Below are 14547 nucleotides of genomic sequence, written 5' to 3'. Positions count from 1 at the left end.
ATCAGAATCCTTGTCCGAGCGAGAACTGGAAGACTTGGGTGTCGTCATCTTCCGTGTCGTTGAGTGGTTGGGCAACAGCAAAGGTGAGCGGGCCGATGGGCGTGATCCACGACAGGCCGAGACCGACGGAATAACGCAGCTCGCCGGCATCCGGCTTGAAGCTTTCGCCATTCGGGCCCTTGATGCGGGTGTCGAAGATGTTGCCGGCATCGAAGAAGGCCAAGGTGCGGACCTTGTTGTTGTCCTCGATGAACGGCGTCGGGAAGATCAGCTCGGCGCCCGCCTCGACCTGCACATTGCCGCCAATCGGTTCCGGATCCGACAACGGGCTGCCGACGATGCCGCTGCGCGGGCCCATGGAGTTGTCGCGGAAGCCGCGCACGGAGCCGAAGCCGCCGCCGAAGAAGTTGCGATAGAACGGCACGCTGTCGCCGCCGCTGTAGCCGTCGCCGTAGCCCAGTCGGGCATAGCCGCGACCGATCCAGCGCTGGGTCACCGGGAAATAGCGCTGGGCATTGTAGGTCAGCTTGTAGAAGCCCACGTCACTGCCCGGCAGGCCCATTTCCAGACCCACCGTCTGCAAGGCGCCGGCCGTGGGGAAGATGCCGCGGTTGAGCGTGTTGCGCTGCCAGGAGGCATTTCCGGTATACGTGGTGATGCTGTCGCCGTTCTGACGGACGAAGTCATCCACCACCACGGACGGGTTGCTGCCCAGCTCGATGTCGGTCTGGTCATAGCCGAGCGCGAAGCTGATGGTCTCGGTCTCGTCGATCGGGTAGCTGAAGCTGATGTTGCCGCCAAACGAGTCGGTGGCGTAGTTGCTGATGTTGAGATTGTCGAACTTGGTCTGGCGCAGGTACAGGTTGTAGCCGCGACTGATGCCTTCCGGCGTCCAGTACGGATCGACGAAGGAGAAATTGTAGGAGTCGCGGATGTCGGAACGGTTCAGGCCGATGGAAACCTTGTTGCCGGTGCCGAGGAAGTTCGACTGGCTGACGTTGGCGCCGAACACCAGACCGGCGTTCTGCGAGAAGCCGAGGCTGGCGCTGATCGAACCCGATGGCTGCTCGGTGACGGAGACATTGAGGTCGACCTGGTCGGTGGTGCCGGGGACACGGGCATTTTCGATCTTGACGTCACTGAAGTAGCCGAGGCGCTGCAGACGCAGCTTGGACAGATCGATCTTCTCGCCGGAGGCCTGGGCGCCCTCGTACTGACGCATTTCGCGACGCAGCACGGTGTCATCGGTCTTCAGGTTGCCCTTGAAGTTGACACGGCGCACCGTCATCACCCGGTTCGGGTTGATGTAGAACACCAGCTTGGCGGTCTTGGTCGCGTCATCCAGCTCGGGCACGCCCTGGATGTCCGCCAGCAGGTAGCCATCGCGGCTGAGGCGGCGGCTGATGATGTCACTGCTGAGGGTGACGACCTTCTGCGAATAGACCTGGTCCGGCTGCGCCAGCAGCAGCTTGCGCAGCTCCTCTTCCGGCACCGGCAGATCACCGGCCAGTCGCACTTCGGAAATCTTGTACTGTTCGCCTTCGCTGACATTGATGTCGAGGTAGACCTGGTCCTTTTCCGGAGACAGGCTGACCTGGGTCGAGTCAATGGTGAACTTCAGGTAACCGCGATCCAGGTAATAGGAACGCAGGGTCTCGAGGTCGGCGTTGAGCTTCTCGCGCGCGTACTTGTCATCGCCGTAGATGAACGACAGCAGATGGCGTGACTTCAGCTGCAGCTGCTTGAGCAGCTTGCTGTCACTGAACACCTTGTTGCCATTGATGCTGATGCGCTTGATGCGGGCCGACTCGCCCTCCTCGATGGTGATGCTCAGGGCCACCCGGTTGCGCGGCAGCGGCTTGGACACCGCCGTGACCTTGGCACCGTAGCGGCCCTGGGCGGCATACTGGCGCTGCAGCTCGAGCTTGACCTGGTCCAGCGCCGAACGCTTGAACACTTCACCTTCGCTGAGTCCGATGGACTGCAGGCCCTTGAGCAGGTCGTCCTTGACGATGGACTGGTTGCCGCTGAGCTCGATGCTGGAAATGCTCGGGCGCTCCACCACACGCACGATCATGGCATCGCCGTCACGCAGCACCTGCACGTCCTCGAACTGGCCGGAGGCGAACAGCGCCTTGACCACGTCAGGCGAGCGCTCGGAGTCGAAGGCATCGCCTGCCGACAAGGGCAGCAGCGCGTAGACGCTGGCAGCCGACAGACGGGCCAGGCCTTCAAGGCGGATATCCTTGACCACGAAGGTCTCGGCATGGGCGGAAGCCGAAACTGCCAGCGCAAGCGGCAGTGCGACAAACAGGGACCAGCGTGAAGCGTTTCGAATGATCAACGTGGTAATCCAGTTCAGAACAAGCGACGAATATCGTTCAGCACAGCCAGCAGCATGATGCTGCCCATGAGCACGACGCCTACCCGCAGACCCAGCAACTGCACCGATTCCGGCAGGGGCCGGCGCCAGATCGCCTCGATCGCGTAATACAACAGGTGGCCGCCATCCAGTACCGGGATGGGCAGCAGGTTCAAAATGCCCAGACTCACGCTGAGCAGCGCCATGAAGCCGAAGAAGGACTCCCAGCCCACACTTGCGCTTTGACCAGCGACTTTAACAATGGTGATGGGGCCGCTCAAGTTGTCCAGACCAATGAGTCCGACAAGCATCTTGCCCAGCGACGTGACCGACAGCGACATGATCTGCCAGGTCTTGTCGAACGCCATCACGCCGGCTTCCAGGGGACCGGGTGCCAGCACCTGCCGGTAGCGGGCCGGAATGTCAAAGGGTGCTTCGGCCACCGAGACGCCAATGCGGCCGTAGGAGGTGTCCGTCACCGTATCGGTTACCGGCACCGGGGTGACGGTGAGGGTGATGTACTCGCGCTGACGCAGGATCTGCCAGGTCATGGCACGGTCAGGGCTGGCCACGATGGCCTCGACCACCTCGCTCCACTGGCGAACCGGCTGGCCATCGATGTCCAGCACGCGATCACCCGAGGCCAGACCGGACTTGTCCGCGGCACTGTCCGGTTCGACCTCGCCGATGACGGCCGGCATGGCCGGGGTCCAGGGCAGGAAGCCGAGACTGCGGAACGGATCACCGGCACTGTCGGCCAGGTACTGGTTCAAAGGCAGGCGACGCTCCACCAGTGCCCCGCCCGCCTCCGGACGCACCGTCAGACGCAGTTCGCCGGTCTCGCCGACACGGTCAATGAGGGCGTAGCTGACCGCTTCCCAGTTGTGCACCTCGCGACCGTCCACGGCCACCAGCTCGTCACCGGGCAGCATGCCGGCACTGGCGGCAACCGTTGTCGGCAGGACGCGGCCCACCACCGGTCGCAGGCTTTCTCCACCCTGCAGGAACAGCACCCAGTACAGCAGCACGGCAAACAGCAGATTGATCAGGGGGCCGGCGGCGACAATGGCCATGCGCGCCGACACCGGCTTGCGGTTGAAGGCCAGCGGCTGCAGCGCTTCGGGAACCTCACCCTCACGCTCGTCGAGCAGGCGCACGTAGCCGCCGAGGGGCACCACGGCAAGACGGTACTCGGTACCGTCGCGACCGGTGCGCGACCACAGGGCAGGACCGAAACCGATGGAAAAGGTGAGCACACGCACGCCGAGGCGACGGGCCATCCAGAAGTGGCCGTACTCGTGAATGGCGATCAGCGGCCCGAGCACCAGCAGACCGGCAAGAACTATCTGGAAAAACTGCATGTTGCGCTCCTGGCCTGGTCAGGCCGCTGCGCCCACCAGGCGTAGCGCGCGCTCGCGTGCTTCGTGGTCGACAGCCAGAATAGTAGCCAAATCGCTGGCTGGTGACACCGGCATTTGCGCAAGTACCTGCGAAATCACCTGCGGAATGGCCGTGAACGCCAGAGCGCCAGTCAGAAAGGCCTCGACCGCCACTTCATTGGCGGCATTGAGTGCGGCCGGATGACTGCCGCCTGCGAGCATGGCGGCACGCGCCAGATCAAGACAGGGAAAGGCGCCGGTGTCGGGTCGCTCGAACTCGAGACGGCCGATCAGGGCAAGATCGAGCGGGTCGACGCCGGCGGGAATGCGCTCGGGCCAGGCCAGGGCATGGGCAATCGGCGTGCGCATGTCGGGATTGCCAAGCTGTGCCAGCACCGAGCCGTCCTGATAACGCACCATGGAATGGATGATGCTCTGGGGGTGCAGCAGCACGTCGACCTGGTCCGGACGGGCATCGAAGAGCCAGCAGGCCTCGATGAACTCCAGGCCCTTGTTCATCAGCGTGGCTGAATCCACCGAGATCTTGCGTCCCATGGACCAGTTCGGATGACGCACGGCCTGGGCCGGCGTCACCGTGGCCAGCTGCCCGGCCGTCCAGCCACGAAACGGGCCTCCGGAAGCGGTCAGCACCAGCTTCTCGATGCCGCCACCAGCCAGATCACGGCTGCGTCCGGGCGGCAGGCACTGGAAAATGGCATTGTGCTCGGAGTCTATGGGCAGCAGCGTGGCACCATGTTCGGCCACGGCCTGCATGAAGAGCTGGCCGGACATCACCAGCGCTTCCTTGTTGGCCAGCAGCACGCGCTTGCCGGCACGCACGGCGGCCAGCGTCGGCAGCAGGCCGGCGGCACCGACGATGGCTGCCATGACCGTGTCCGTTTCCGGTGCTGACGCTACCGCTGCCAGGGCGTCAGGCCCGGTCAGGATCTCGCAGTCGGCCTCGCCTCGCAGCAGCTCGCGCAGGGTCTCGCCATCCTGTTCGGTGGCGACCACGGCCTGACGTGGCTGGAAGCGTCGGCACAGGTCGGCAAGCTCGCGGACACGATGATGCGCCGACAGCGCCTGCACCTGATAGCGCTCGGGATGCCGTGCAATCACGTCCAGCGTGCTCAGACCGATGGATCCGGTGGCACCCAGCACCACCACACGTTGCGGCTTCATGGACAGATCAGAAGCCGCCGGCCAGCCACCAGCCGGTGAGGAAGACAGGGGCGGCAGCGGTCAGCGAGTCGATGCGGTCCAGGGCACCGCCGTGTCCCGGGAAGATGTTGCCGGAGTCCTTGATGCCGGCACGCCGCTTGAGCATGGACTCGAGCAGATCGCCCAGCACCGAGGCCAGCACGGTGAGCATCGACACCACGATGAACAGCAGCGCCTTGGTGAGCGGCATGTGCAGGCCGATGGCGACACCCGTCATGATCGCGCCGGTGACCACGAGACCGCCATACAGACCCTCGCGGGTCTTGGCCGGGCTCACTGCCGGAGCCAGCTTGACGCGGCCGAAGCGGCGACCGGCAAAATAGGCACCGGTATCGGCACCCCAGACCAGGAAAAAGAGATAGAGCAGCCACCACGGCGAAATCGCATGCAGCTGCACCAGACCGGCCCAGGTCGGCACCAGCAGCAGCAGACCGACCGCCGCCAGCAGCCAGGAACGATCCCAGCGTGCCGCACTGTCCGGGTAGCTGCTGACCCAGCGCAGGGCGAGCAGCCAGAACAGGCTGGTAACCGCCAGCATGGGCCCGAGAGCCTGCAGGTCCAGACCGACCTGCTGCATCAGCACGGCCGCCACCACCAGCACATAGCCCATGCGCAGCGGCAGTGACTGCAGACGCATCAGATCACACCACTCAAGCGCGGCGATCAGCACCAGCACCGCCGCCAGCAGCGGAAATGCCAGGGCAACCCCGCCAAACACGGCCCACAGCACCAGCGGCAGCAGGACCAGAGCGGTCAGTACACGTTCCTTAAGCATGAAGGGCCTCTATTTGTTCTGATGTTCGGCCAAAGCGGCGCTGACGACCGGCAAAGTCATCAAGTGCCAGCTGGAATTGCGTGTCGCCGAAATCCGGCCACAAGGTGTCACAGAAATGGTATTCGGCATAGGCTGCCTGCCAGAGCACGAAATTGCTCAGGCGCATTTCCCCACCGGTGCGAATCAGCAGATCGACGGCGGGCAGATCCGCCATCTCGACGCTGGCGCCGAAACGCTCAGGCGTGATGTCAGCAGGCTGCAGGCTGCCTTCGGAAACGGCCTCGGCCAGTCGCCGGGCCGCCTGGGCCATGTCCCACTGGCCGCCATAGTTGACGGCAATGACCAGGGTCATGCGCGTGTGCACGGCGGTGCGCTGCTCGGCCGCCGCCATGCCCTGCTGCAGCTCGGGCGAGAAAGCGCTGCGATCACCGATGAAGCGCAACCGGATGCGCGCCTTGTCGAGCTCGGCCACGCGCACGTCGAGCGCAAGCAGGAAAAGCCGCATCAGAGCGGCCACCTCATCAGGCGGACGTCGCCAGTTCTCGCTGGAAAACGCGAAAACGGTGAGCACCTCGATCTGCTGGCGAGCGGCGAACTCGACTACCTGACGCAGCGCTCTCTCGCCTTCGGCATGACCCTGGGCACCGGCCAGGCCACGCAGCTTTGCCCAGCGGTTGTTGCCATCCATGATCACGGCGACATGGCGCGGACGCGCCGCTGCCTCTGCCTCGGCATCCGGTGCCGAACTTCCGTGCCGGGACGAGCTCCCCATGTGCATCAGACCTGCATCAGTTCCGCTTCCTTGGCGGCAAGCATGCGATCGGCTTCGGCCACGAAACGGTCCGTGATTTTCTGGATGTCATCGCTGGCACGACGCTCGTCGTCCTCGGAGATCTCCTTCTCCTTGAGCAGCTCCTTGATGTCGGCGAGCACATCACGACGGATGTTGCGCAGGGCGACACGCGAGCCTTCGGTCTCGTTGCGCGCCAGCTTCTGCATGTCACGACGGGTCTGCTCGGTCAGCGCCGGCAGCGGCACGCGAATGACATCGGTAGTGACCGGATTCAGGCCCAGATCCGAGTTGCGGATGGCCTTGTCGACCGCGCCCACCATGTTGCGCTCGTAGGGCTGCACCAGCAGGGTGCGGGCATCCTCGACGTTGACGTTGGCCACCTGCATCAGCGGGGTGTCGGCGCCGTAGTATGGCACCATGACATCCTTGAGCATGGACGGATGGGCACGACCGGTACGCACGCGCGCAAACGCCTGCTCGAGGGCATCCAGGGTCTTTTGCATGCGGACTTCGCAGTCCTTCTTCAGATCATTCAGCATGGAAGCTCCGGGCTTCGAAAAACGGAATCAGCGGGTCACCAGGGTGCCTTCCGCCTCGCCCACGACGAGGTTGAGCAAGGCACCCGGCTTGTTCATGTTGAACACGCGCAGCGGCATGTCGTGATCACGGCACAGGCAGATGGCGGTCAGGTCCATGACGCCCAGCTGCCTGGCCAGCACTTCATCGAAGGTCAGCGTGTCGTACTTGGTCGCGGTCGGGTCCTTGACCGGGTCGGCATTGTAGATGCCGTCGACCTTGGTGGCCTTGATGACGATGTCGGCATTGATCTCGATGCCGCGCAGGCAGGCAGCGGTATCGGTGGTGAAGAACGGGTTGCCGGTGCCGGCGACGAAGATGCAGACATCGCCACCCTGCAGCCAGCGCACCGCCGCACGACGGTCGTAGTGATCGACCACGCCGCTCATGGGGATAGCCGACATCAGGCGGGTCTTGATGTTGTTGCGCTCGAGCGCGTCACGCATGGCAATGCCGTTCATGACCGTGGCCAGCATGCCCATGTGGTCACCGGCGACGCGATCGAGACCGGCCTGCTGCAGCGCGGCACCACGGAACAGGTTGCCGCCGCCCACCACGATGCCGACCTGCACGCCGATGCCGACCAGCTGGCCGATTTCCAGCGCCATGCGCTTGAGCACCTTGGGGTCGATACCGATGTCCGCATCGCCAGCCAGGGCCTCGCCCGACAGCTTCAAGAGAATGCGCTTGTGCGCAAGACGATGATCGGACATCTGCAAGACCTCTCGACAAGGGTGTCAACCAGGCAACAGGACAGGCCGACACGAATCAATAATTGGCGGCGAGTCTACAATAAAAAGGCCCCAATCTGGGGCCTTTTGCGACACGCTGCGCGAGCAGCAGACGCTTACTTTGCAGCGGCGGCAGCAGCCTGGGTGGCAGCCACTTCGGCAGCGAAGTCGACTTCCTTCTTCTCGATGCCTTCGCCCACTTCCAGACGCACGAAGCGGGTAGCCTTGAGACCGGCAGCCTTGAGCACATCGCCCACCTTCTGGTCCGGGTTGACCACGAAGGCCTGCTCGACCAGCGAGACTTCGCTCTTGAACTTCTTCAGGGCGCCTTCCACCATCTTCTCGACGATGTTGGCCGGCTTGCCGGATTCGGCGGCCTTGGCTTCGGCGATTTCCTTTTCCTTGGCCAGCACGTCGGCCGGCAGGTCGTCGGCATTCACCACCAGCGGATTGGCAGCGGCAACATGCATGGCGATCTGCTTGGCAACGTCATCGCTGCTGCCTTCGAAGGCAACCACGACGCCGATCTTGAGACCGTGGACGTAGGTGGCCAGAGTGGCGCCTTCAACCAGCACGGCACGACGAACCTGGATGTTCTCGCCGATCTTCTGGACCAGGGCGATACGGGCTTCCTCGACGGTCTGGCCATCGTAGTCCAGCGCCGAGATCGCGGCCGGATCGGTGACGCGGGCAGCCAGTGCGAGACCGGCAACCTTGTTGGCGAATGCCGAGAAGTTGCTGTCACGGGCCACGAAGTCGGTCTGGCAGTTCACTTCCAGCGCGATGGCGGTGCCACCGGCCGTGGCGATGATGATGGCGCCTTCGGCGGCGATGTTGCCAGCCTTCTTGGCAGCCTTGGCCTGACCCGACTTGCGCAGGTTGTCGATGGCCAGCTCGATGTCAGCATTGGCTTCCTGCAGTGCCTTCTTGCACTCCATCATGCCGAGGCCGGTACGTTCACGCAGTTCCTTCACCAGGCCGGCGGTCACTTCTGCCATGATCTTTTCCCCTAGATGTTCTTTCAGTTCAATGAGATGGGAAAAGGGGCCGAAGCCCCTTTCGTCCTGCACCTGCACGCAGTCTGCGGCGATGCAGATGTCACCGTCATGACGACGGTGACAGGTCGCGCTTATTCAGCGCCGGATGCTGCGACTTCGACGAAGCCGTCGGCATCACGACCACCGGTGGTGGCGGCGAATTCCTTGCCTTCGATGATGGCGTCAGCCATGGCACCCACGTAGAGCTGGATGGCACGGATGGCGTCGTCGTTGCCCGGAATGACGTAATCGACGCCAGTCGGGTTGGAGTTGGTATCAACCACGCCGATGACCGGGATGCCCAGCTTGCGGGCTTCGGCAATGGCGGTGGCTTCATGGTCGACGTCGATCACGAACATGGCGTCCGGCAGACCGCCCATGTCCTTGATGCCGCCCAGCGACTTTTCCAGCTTTTCCATTTCGCGGGTGGCTTCGAGTGCTTCGCGCTTGGTCAGCTTGGCCAGGGTGCCGTCGGTGGCCTGGACTTCCAGGTCCTTGAGACGCTTGATCGACTGGCGAATGGTCTTCCAGTTGGTCAGCATGCCGCCGAGCCAGCGGTGGTTGACGTAGGGCATGCCGGCACGGGAAGCGTGTTCGGCGATGATCGGGGCGGCAGCGCGCTTGGTACCCACGAACAGCACCTTGTTCTTCTGGGCGGCCAGACGGTTGGCAAAGGCCAGGGCGTCATTCAGCGCCGGAACGGTGTGCTCGAGGTTGATGATGTGAATCTTGTTGCGGGCACCGAAGATGAACGGGGCCATCTTGGGATTCCAGAAACGGGTCTGGTGACCGAAGTGAGCGCCTGCTTGCAGCAGCTCGCGCATGGAGACTTGTGCCATGATTGCTTCCTGTTGGGTTTTATCTACCACCAACCCCAGACACCAACCCACCTTTCTCGATGGGCACCCGGTGCCTGTGACGGCCGATGTGCGGATTTGACTGAATGTCATCGCCCGGGCGTTTGCCCAAATGCGGCGCGCTTTATACCATAGGCGCCCCTGCCTGCTCAACTGCGGCAACATCCACCGCCCTGCCCCGGACTCGCCATGACCACCTTGATCAAATCGCCTGCGGAAATCGACAAGATGCGCACGGCCGGCCGCCTTGCCGCCGACGTGCTGATGATGATCGGCGAACACGTGCGTCCCGGCGTCAGCACCGACGACCTGAACCGCATCTGCCACGACTACATCGTCAACGTGCAGGGCGCGATTCCGGCGCCGCTGAACTATCGCGGCTTTCCGAAGAGCATCTGCACCTCGGTCAATCACGTGATCTGCCACGGCATCCCCAACGAGAAGAAGATTCTCAAGGATGGCGACATCATCAACATCGATGTCACCGTGATCAAGGACGGCTACCACGGCGACACCAGCAAGATGTTCTTTGTCGGTCAGCCCTCGGTGCTGGCCCAGCGTCTGGTCAAGGTCACCCAGGAGTGCCTGTACAAGGCGCTGGCGCTGGTCAGGCCGGGCTGCCGTCTCGGTGACATCGGCCACGTCATCCAGCAGCATGCCCAGGGCAACCGCTTCTCGGTGGTGCGCGAATACTGCGGCCACGGCATCGGCGCCGTGTTCCACGAGGACCCGCAGATCCTGCATTACGGCCAGCCCGGCACCGGCGACACCCTGAAGGCCGGCATGACTTTCACCATCGAGCCCATGATCAACGCCGGCACGCACCACACCAAGCTGCTGCCGGATGGCTGGACCGTGGTCACCAAGGACCACAAGCTGTCGGCACAGTGGGAACACACCGTGCTCTGCACCGAGACCGGCATCGAGGTGCTCACCGCCCGGCCGGACGAGGACCTGTCCTTCCTGACCGGTCACGCGTCATGAGCCTGCCCGCCGCCAGCACGCACAAGGCCCTGCTCAAGGCCGTCCAGGGCCAGCTCTACGAGCGTCTCGCCGCCGGCCGCGACGTGCGCCTGCTGGTGCGGGAATGGACCGATGCCGTCGATGGCGTGCTGCGCGAGGTCTGGACCGGACACCAGCTCGACCAGGCAGACGATCTGGCCCTGATCGCGGTGGGCGGCTACGGGCGTGCCGAGCTGCAGCCCTGCTCCGACGTCGACGTGCTGGTGCTGCATCGTGCCCAGGAGCTGCCGGCGGATGTGGCGGCAGGCGTCGCCGCCTTCATCACCGAGCTCTGGGACCTGGGCCTGGACGTGGGCTCCAGCGTGCGTTCGCTGCAGACCTGCGAGGCGCTGGCACGCGAAGACATCACCGTCGCCACCAACCTGATGGAGTCACGCACCCTGGTCGGTGACGATGCCCTGCGCCACGAACTGCAGATACTCACCGGCCCTGACCGACTGTGGCCGGGTCGCGCCTTCTTCATCGCCAAGCGTGACGAGCAGCTCGCCCGCCATGCCAAGCACAACAACACCGAATACAACCTCGAACCCGACCTCAAGAACGCACCCGGCGGCCTGCGCGACATCCAGACCATAGGCTGGGTGGCGAAACGCCATTTCGGCGCCGACACCCTGCGCGACCTGGTCGGTCACGGCTTCCTGACCGAGGCCGAATTCGAGGAGCTGGATGCCTGCCAGTGCGTGCTCTGGCGCATCCGCTACGCGCTCAACCAGGTCACCGGTCGCAACGAGACGCGCATCCTGTTCGACTACCAGCGCCGCATCGCCGAGCTTTTCGGCCATGGCGACACCCGCGCCAACCGCGGTGTCGAGCAGGTCATGCAGGACTATTACCGCGCTGCCATGCGCATCTCCATGCTCAACGAGATGCTGCTGCAGTATTTCGAGGAAGCCATTCTGGGCGGCGACCAGCCTGCCGACATCGTGCCCGTCAACGCGCGCTTCCAGCTCCGCGACGGCGCCCTCGAAGTCACCCACGAACAGGTATTCCGCGACCACCCGTCCGCCCTGATCGAGGCTTTTGTCATTCTCGGCGAGCAGACCGAGCTCATCGACGTGCGCGCCAGCACCATCCGGCTGCTGATGCAGAACGCCAGTCGCATCGATGACGACTTCCGCCGCGACCCGGCAAACCGCGCCCTGTTCATGGCGCTGCTGCGCTGCCAGGCCGCGCTGTTCTCCTCGCTGCGCCGAATGAAGCGCTACGGCATCCTCGGCCGCTACATTCCCGCCTTCGGCGCCATCATCGGCAAGATGCAGTACGACCTGTTCCACATCTACACGGTCGACGCCCACACCCTGCTGGTGCTGAAGAACATGCGCCGCTTCCGCTACGCCGAATCGCTGCAGCGCTTCCCGGTGGTGGCCGAGGTGGCGCAACGCTTGCCCAAGCTCGAGCTGCTCTATCTGGCCGGTCTCTTCCATGACATCGCCAAGGGCCGTGGCGGCGATCACTCCGAGCTGGGCGCAGTCGATGCCCGTGACTTCTGCCTGGATCACGGCCTCAGCACCTGGGACGCCAATCTGGTGGCCTGGCTGACGCGACACCACCTGATCATGTCGGTGACCGCGCAAAAGAAGGATGTCTCCGACCCCGACGTGATCAACGAGTTCGCTCGCCTGGTCGGCGACGAGATTCACCTCGACTACCTGTACTCGCTGACCGTGGCCGACATCTGCGCCACCAATCCGACGCTGTGGAACTCCTGGCGCTCGTCGCTGCTGCGCCAGCTCTACCTGCAGACCCGGCAGGCGCTGCGTCGTGGCCTGGTCAATCCCATCGACAAGAGCGAGTGGATTGCCGAGACGCGTGAATCCGCCCGCCGTCTGCTGGCCGAGCAGGGCATCGATGCCCGTGCCGTGGAGCCGCTCTGGGATCAGCTCGGTGACGACTACTTCCTGCGCGAGTCCGCCAGCGACATCGCCTGGCACACCCAGGGCATCCTGCGTCATGATCCCGACAGCGGACCGCTGGTGCTGATCCGCGAAAGCCACAGCGCGCAGTTCGAGGGCGCCACGCAGATTTTCGTCTACACCCGTGACATGCCCAACCTGTTCGCCGCCACGGTGGCCGAGCTCGACCAGCTCCAGCTCAACGTGCTCGATGCCCGCATCATCACCTCGACCAGCCATTATTCGCTGGACACCTACATCGTGCTCGACGAGAACAACGCCCGCATCGAGGACAGCCACCGGCTCGCCCACATCGGCGAGAAGCTGCGGCGCAGCCTGGCCCAGCCGGAGCAATTCCCGGCCATCGTCGAACGTCGTCTGCCGCGCCGGCTCAAGCACTTCGACGTGCGCACCGAGGTCTACCTGAGCAATGATCTGGCACACCAGCGCACCGTGGTGGAGGTGGTCACGCTCGATCGCCCCGGTCTGCTGGCGCGCATCGGACGCATCTTCATGGAGCACGGCGTGAACCTGCAGAACGCGCGCATCGCGACACTGGGCGAGCGCGCCGAAGACGTCTTCTTCCTCACCGACAGCCAGCAGCACCCGCTGTCCGACCCGGACCTCTGCGAGCGCCTCTGCGCCGCGCTGCGCACCCAGCTGGACGAACCCTCACGGTAACCCCATGAATCCCGATCTGTCCCTGCTGCACCCCTACCCGTTCGAGAAGCTGGCGGCCCTGTTCAAGGGCCATCAGCCACCGGCCGGACTGGCGCCCATCGCGCTGTCCATCGGCGAGCCGCGTCATGCCGCACCCGCCTTTGTCGCCGAAACGCTGACGCGCCATCTGGGCGGCCTGTCGACCTACCCGAGCACGCTCGGTCTGCCCGTTCTGCGCGATGCCATCGCGGCCTGGCTTTGCCGTCGCTTCGGCCTGGCCGCAGTCGATCCGGCCAGCCAGGTGCTGCCGGTGAACGGCACCCGGGAGGCACTGTTCTCGTTCACCCAGGCCGTGGTTGACCGCAGCCGCGTGACTGCCGCCGGCAAGCCGCTGGTGCTGATGCCCAACCCGTTCTACCAGATCTACGAGGGCGCGGCCCTGCTCGCCGGCGCCGAGCCGCACTTCCTGCCCTGCACTGCCGCCAGCGGCCTGCAGCCGGACTTCGACGCAGTACCGGACGACGTCTGGGCACGCACCCAGCTGCTGTTCATCTGCACGCCGGGCAACCCCACCGGCGCCCTGCTCGGCATGGACACCCTGAAGAAGCTGATCGCGCTCAGTGACCGCTTCGGCTTCGTCATCGCCTCTGACGAGTGCTACTCGGAGATCTACTTCGACGAGGCACAGCCGCCGGCCGGCCTGCTCCAGGCCTGTGCCGAGCTGGGCCGTGACGATTACCGCAACTGCGTGGTCTTCCACTCGCTGTCGAAGCGCTCCAACCTGCCCGGCCTGCGCTCAGGCTTCGTCGCCGGCGATGCCAAGCTGCTGTCACCCTACCTGCGCTATCGCACTTACCATGGTTCGGCGATGCCCGTGCAGCATCAACAGGTTTCTGCACAGGTCTGGCAAGACGAGGCCCATGTGAGGGACAATCGCGCCCTGTATCGCGAGAAATTCGATCGCGTCTTCGACATCCTCAACCCCGTGCTGCCCTTGCGCAAACCGGACGCCGGCTTCTATTTCTGGGTAGCCACCCCCGGACCGGACGACGCCTTCGCCCGCGACCTGCACCGGGAAACAGCGGTCACCGTGCTGCCCGGACGCTATCTGGCACGCAGCGGCGATGACGGCGTCAACCCCGGCGAAGGCCATGTACGCATGGCACTGGTCGCCGGCGTCAGCGAGTGTGTCGAAGCCGCGCAGCGCATCCGCCAATTTCTTGCCCGCTGATCGCGGACAC

Annotated in this window: 12 protein-coding genes; 3 read left to right on the top strand and 9 right to left on the bottom strand. The window is 64.3% G+C overall.

The window, feature by feature from the left end:
- Position 1: 1 nt before the first annotated feature.
- From bamA to rpsB, 9 genes are all read right to left on the bottom strand, one after another.
- Positions 2 to 2344, bottom strand: coding sequence for an outer membrane protein assembly factor BamA (gene bamA, locus F595_RS0108920; RefSeq protein ID WP_022956523.1), 2343 nt, complete (start codon positions 2342 to 2344; stop codon positions 2 to 4).
- A 14-nt stretch (positions 2345 to 2358) separates the two neighbouring features.
- Complete coding sequence (gene rseP, locus F595_RS0108915; protein WP_022956522.1) at positions 2359 to 3723, bottom strand: RIP metalloprotease RseP; 1365 nt, start codon at positions 3721 to 3723, stop codon at positions 2359 to 2361.
- A gap of 18 nt (positions 3724 to 3741) precedes the next feature.
- Complete coding sequence (gene ispC, locus F595_RS0108910; RefSeq protein ID WP_026913426.1) at positions 3742 to 4923, bottom strand: 1-deoxy-D-xylulose-5-phosphate reductoisomerase; 1182 nt, start codon at positions 4921 to 4923, stop codon at positions 3742 to 3744.
- A 7-nt stretch (positions 4924 to 4930) separates the two neighbouring features.
- Positions 4931 to 5737, bottom strand: coding sequence for a phosphatidate cytidylyltransferase (locus tag F595_RS0108905; protein ID WP_022956520.1), 807 nt, complete (start codon positions 5735 to 5737; stop codon positions 4931 to 4933).
- Positions 5730 to 6509 carry a polyprenyl diphosphate synthase gene (uppS, locus tag F595_RS0108900; RefSeq protein WP_026913425.1) on the bottom strand — a complete coding sequence of 260 codons (780 nt, stop codon included), beginning with the start codon at positions 6507 to 6509 and terminating at the stop codon, positions 5730 to 5732. The genes F595_RS0108905 and uppS overlap by 8 nt, the downstream gene beginning before the upstream one ends.
- Before the next feature lie 5 nt (positions 6510 to 6514).
- On the bottom strand, positions 6515 to 7069 hold the full coding sequence (gene frr, locus F595_RS0108895) for a ribosome recycling factor (protein ID WP_022956518.1): 555 nt from the start codon (positions 7067 to 7069) through the stop codon (positions 6515 to 6517).
- A 27-nt stretch (positions 7070 to 7096) separates the two neighbouring features.
- A complete protein-coding gene (gene pyrH / locus F595_RS0108890; protein WP_022956517.1) occupies positions 7097 to 7819 on the bottom strand; it encodes a UMP kinase in 723 nt (240 codons plus the stop codon).
- A gap of 134 nt (positions 7820 to 7953) precedes the next feature.
- Positions 7954 to 8835 carry a translation elongation factor Ts gene (tsf, locus tag F595_RS0108885; protein WP_022956516.1) on the bottom strand — a complete coding sequence of 294 codons (882 nt, stop codon included), beginning with the start codon at positions 8833 to 8835 and terminating at the stop codon, positions 7954 to 7956.
- A 131-nt stretch (positions 8836 to 8966) separates the two neighbouring features.
- Positions 8967 to 9713, bottom strand: coding sequence for a 30S ribosomal protein S2 (rpsB, locus tag F595_RS13540; RefSeq protein WP_022956515.1), 747 nt, complete (start codon positions 9711 to 9713; stop codon positions 8967 to 8969).
- 207 nt (positions 9714 to 9920) lie between these two features.
- On the opposite strand from rpsB, the gene map reads away from it, so the two are divergent.
- The 3 genes from map to dapC are packed head-to-tail and all read left to right on the top strand — an operon-like array spanning position 9921 to position 14537.
- Entirely contained in the window at positions 9921 to 10715 is a 795-nt protein-coding gene (gene map, locus F595_RS0108875) for a type I methionyl aminopeptidase (RefSeq protein WP_022956514.1), read from the top strand.
- A complete protein-coding gene (gene glnD, locus F595_RS0108870) occupies positions 10712 to 13327 on the top strand; it encodes a [protein-PII] uridylyltransferase (RefSeq protein WP_022956513.1) in 2616 nt (871 codons plus the stop codon). The genes map and glnD overlap by 4 nt, the downstream gene beginning before the upstream one ends.
- 4 nt (positions 13328 to 13331) lie before the next feature.
- Positions 13332 to 14537, top strand: a complete 1206-nt coding sequence (gene dapC / locus F595_RS0108865; RefSeq protein ID WP_022956512.1) for a succinyldiaminopimelate transaminase — start codon at positions 13332 to 13334, stop codon at positions 14535 to 14537.
- Positions 14538 to 14547: the final 10 nt, after the last annotated feature.

It is taken from the genome of Perlucidibaca piscinae DSM 21586, assembly GCF_000420045.1.
Taxonomy (GTDB): domain Bacteria; phylum Pseudomonadota; class Gammaproteobacteria; order Pseudomonadales; family Moraxellaceae; genus Perlucidibaca; species Perlucidibaca piscinae.
The sequence above is the reverse complement of the archived record's forward strand: the minus strand, read 5'-3'. Positions and strand labels throughout refer to the sequence as shown.

What these genes read in the sequence shown, in the direction of transcription:
- F595_RS0108905 (WP_022956520.1), bottom strand. Translation starts at nt 5,737, where the DNA reads ATGCTTAAGGAACGTGTACTGACCGCTCTGGTCCTGCTGCCGCTGGTG.
- ispC (WP_026913426.1), bottom strand. Translation starts at nt 4,923, where the DNA reads ATGAAGCCGCAACGTGTGGTGGTGCTGGGTGCCACCGGATCCATCGGT.
- dapC (WP_022956512.1), top strand. Translation starts at nt 13,332, where the DNA reads ATGAATCCCGATCTGTCCCTGCTGCACCCCTACCCGTTCGAGAAGCTG.
- frr (WP_022956518.1), bottom strand. Translation starts at nt 7,069, where the DNA reads ATGCTGAATGATCTGAAGAAGGACTGCGAAGTCCGCATGCAAAAGACC.
- glnD (WP_022956513.1), top strand. Translation starts at nt 10,712, where the DNA reads ATGAGCCTGCCCGCCGCCAGCACGCACAAGGCCCTGCTCAAGGCCGTC.
- rseP (WP_022956522.1), bottom strand. Translation starts at nt 3,723, where the DNA reads ATGCAGTTTTTCCAGATAGTTCTTGCCGGTCTGCTGGTGCTCGGGCCG.
- map (WP_022956514.1), top strand. Translation starts at nt 9,921, where the DNA reads ATGACCACCTTGATCAAATCGCCTGCGGAAATCGACAAGATGCGCACG.
- uppS (WP_026913425.1), bottom strand. Translation starts at nt 6,509, where the DNA reads ATGGGGAGCTCGTCCCGGCACGGAAGTTCGGCACCGGATGCCGAGGCA.
- pyrH (WP_022956517.1), bottom strand. Translation starts at nt 7,819, where the DNA reads ATGTCCGATCATCGTCTTGCGCACAAGCGCATTCTCTTGAAGCTGTCG.
- tsf (WP_022956516.1), bottom strand. Translation starts at nt 8,835, where the DNA reads ATGGCAGAAGTGACCGCCGGCCTGGTGAAGGAACTGCGTGAACGTACC.
- rpsB (WP_022956515.1), bottom strand. Translation starts at nt 9,713, where the DNA reads ATGGCACAAGTCTCCATGCGCGAGCTGCTGCAAGCAGGCGCTCACTTC.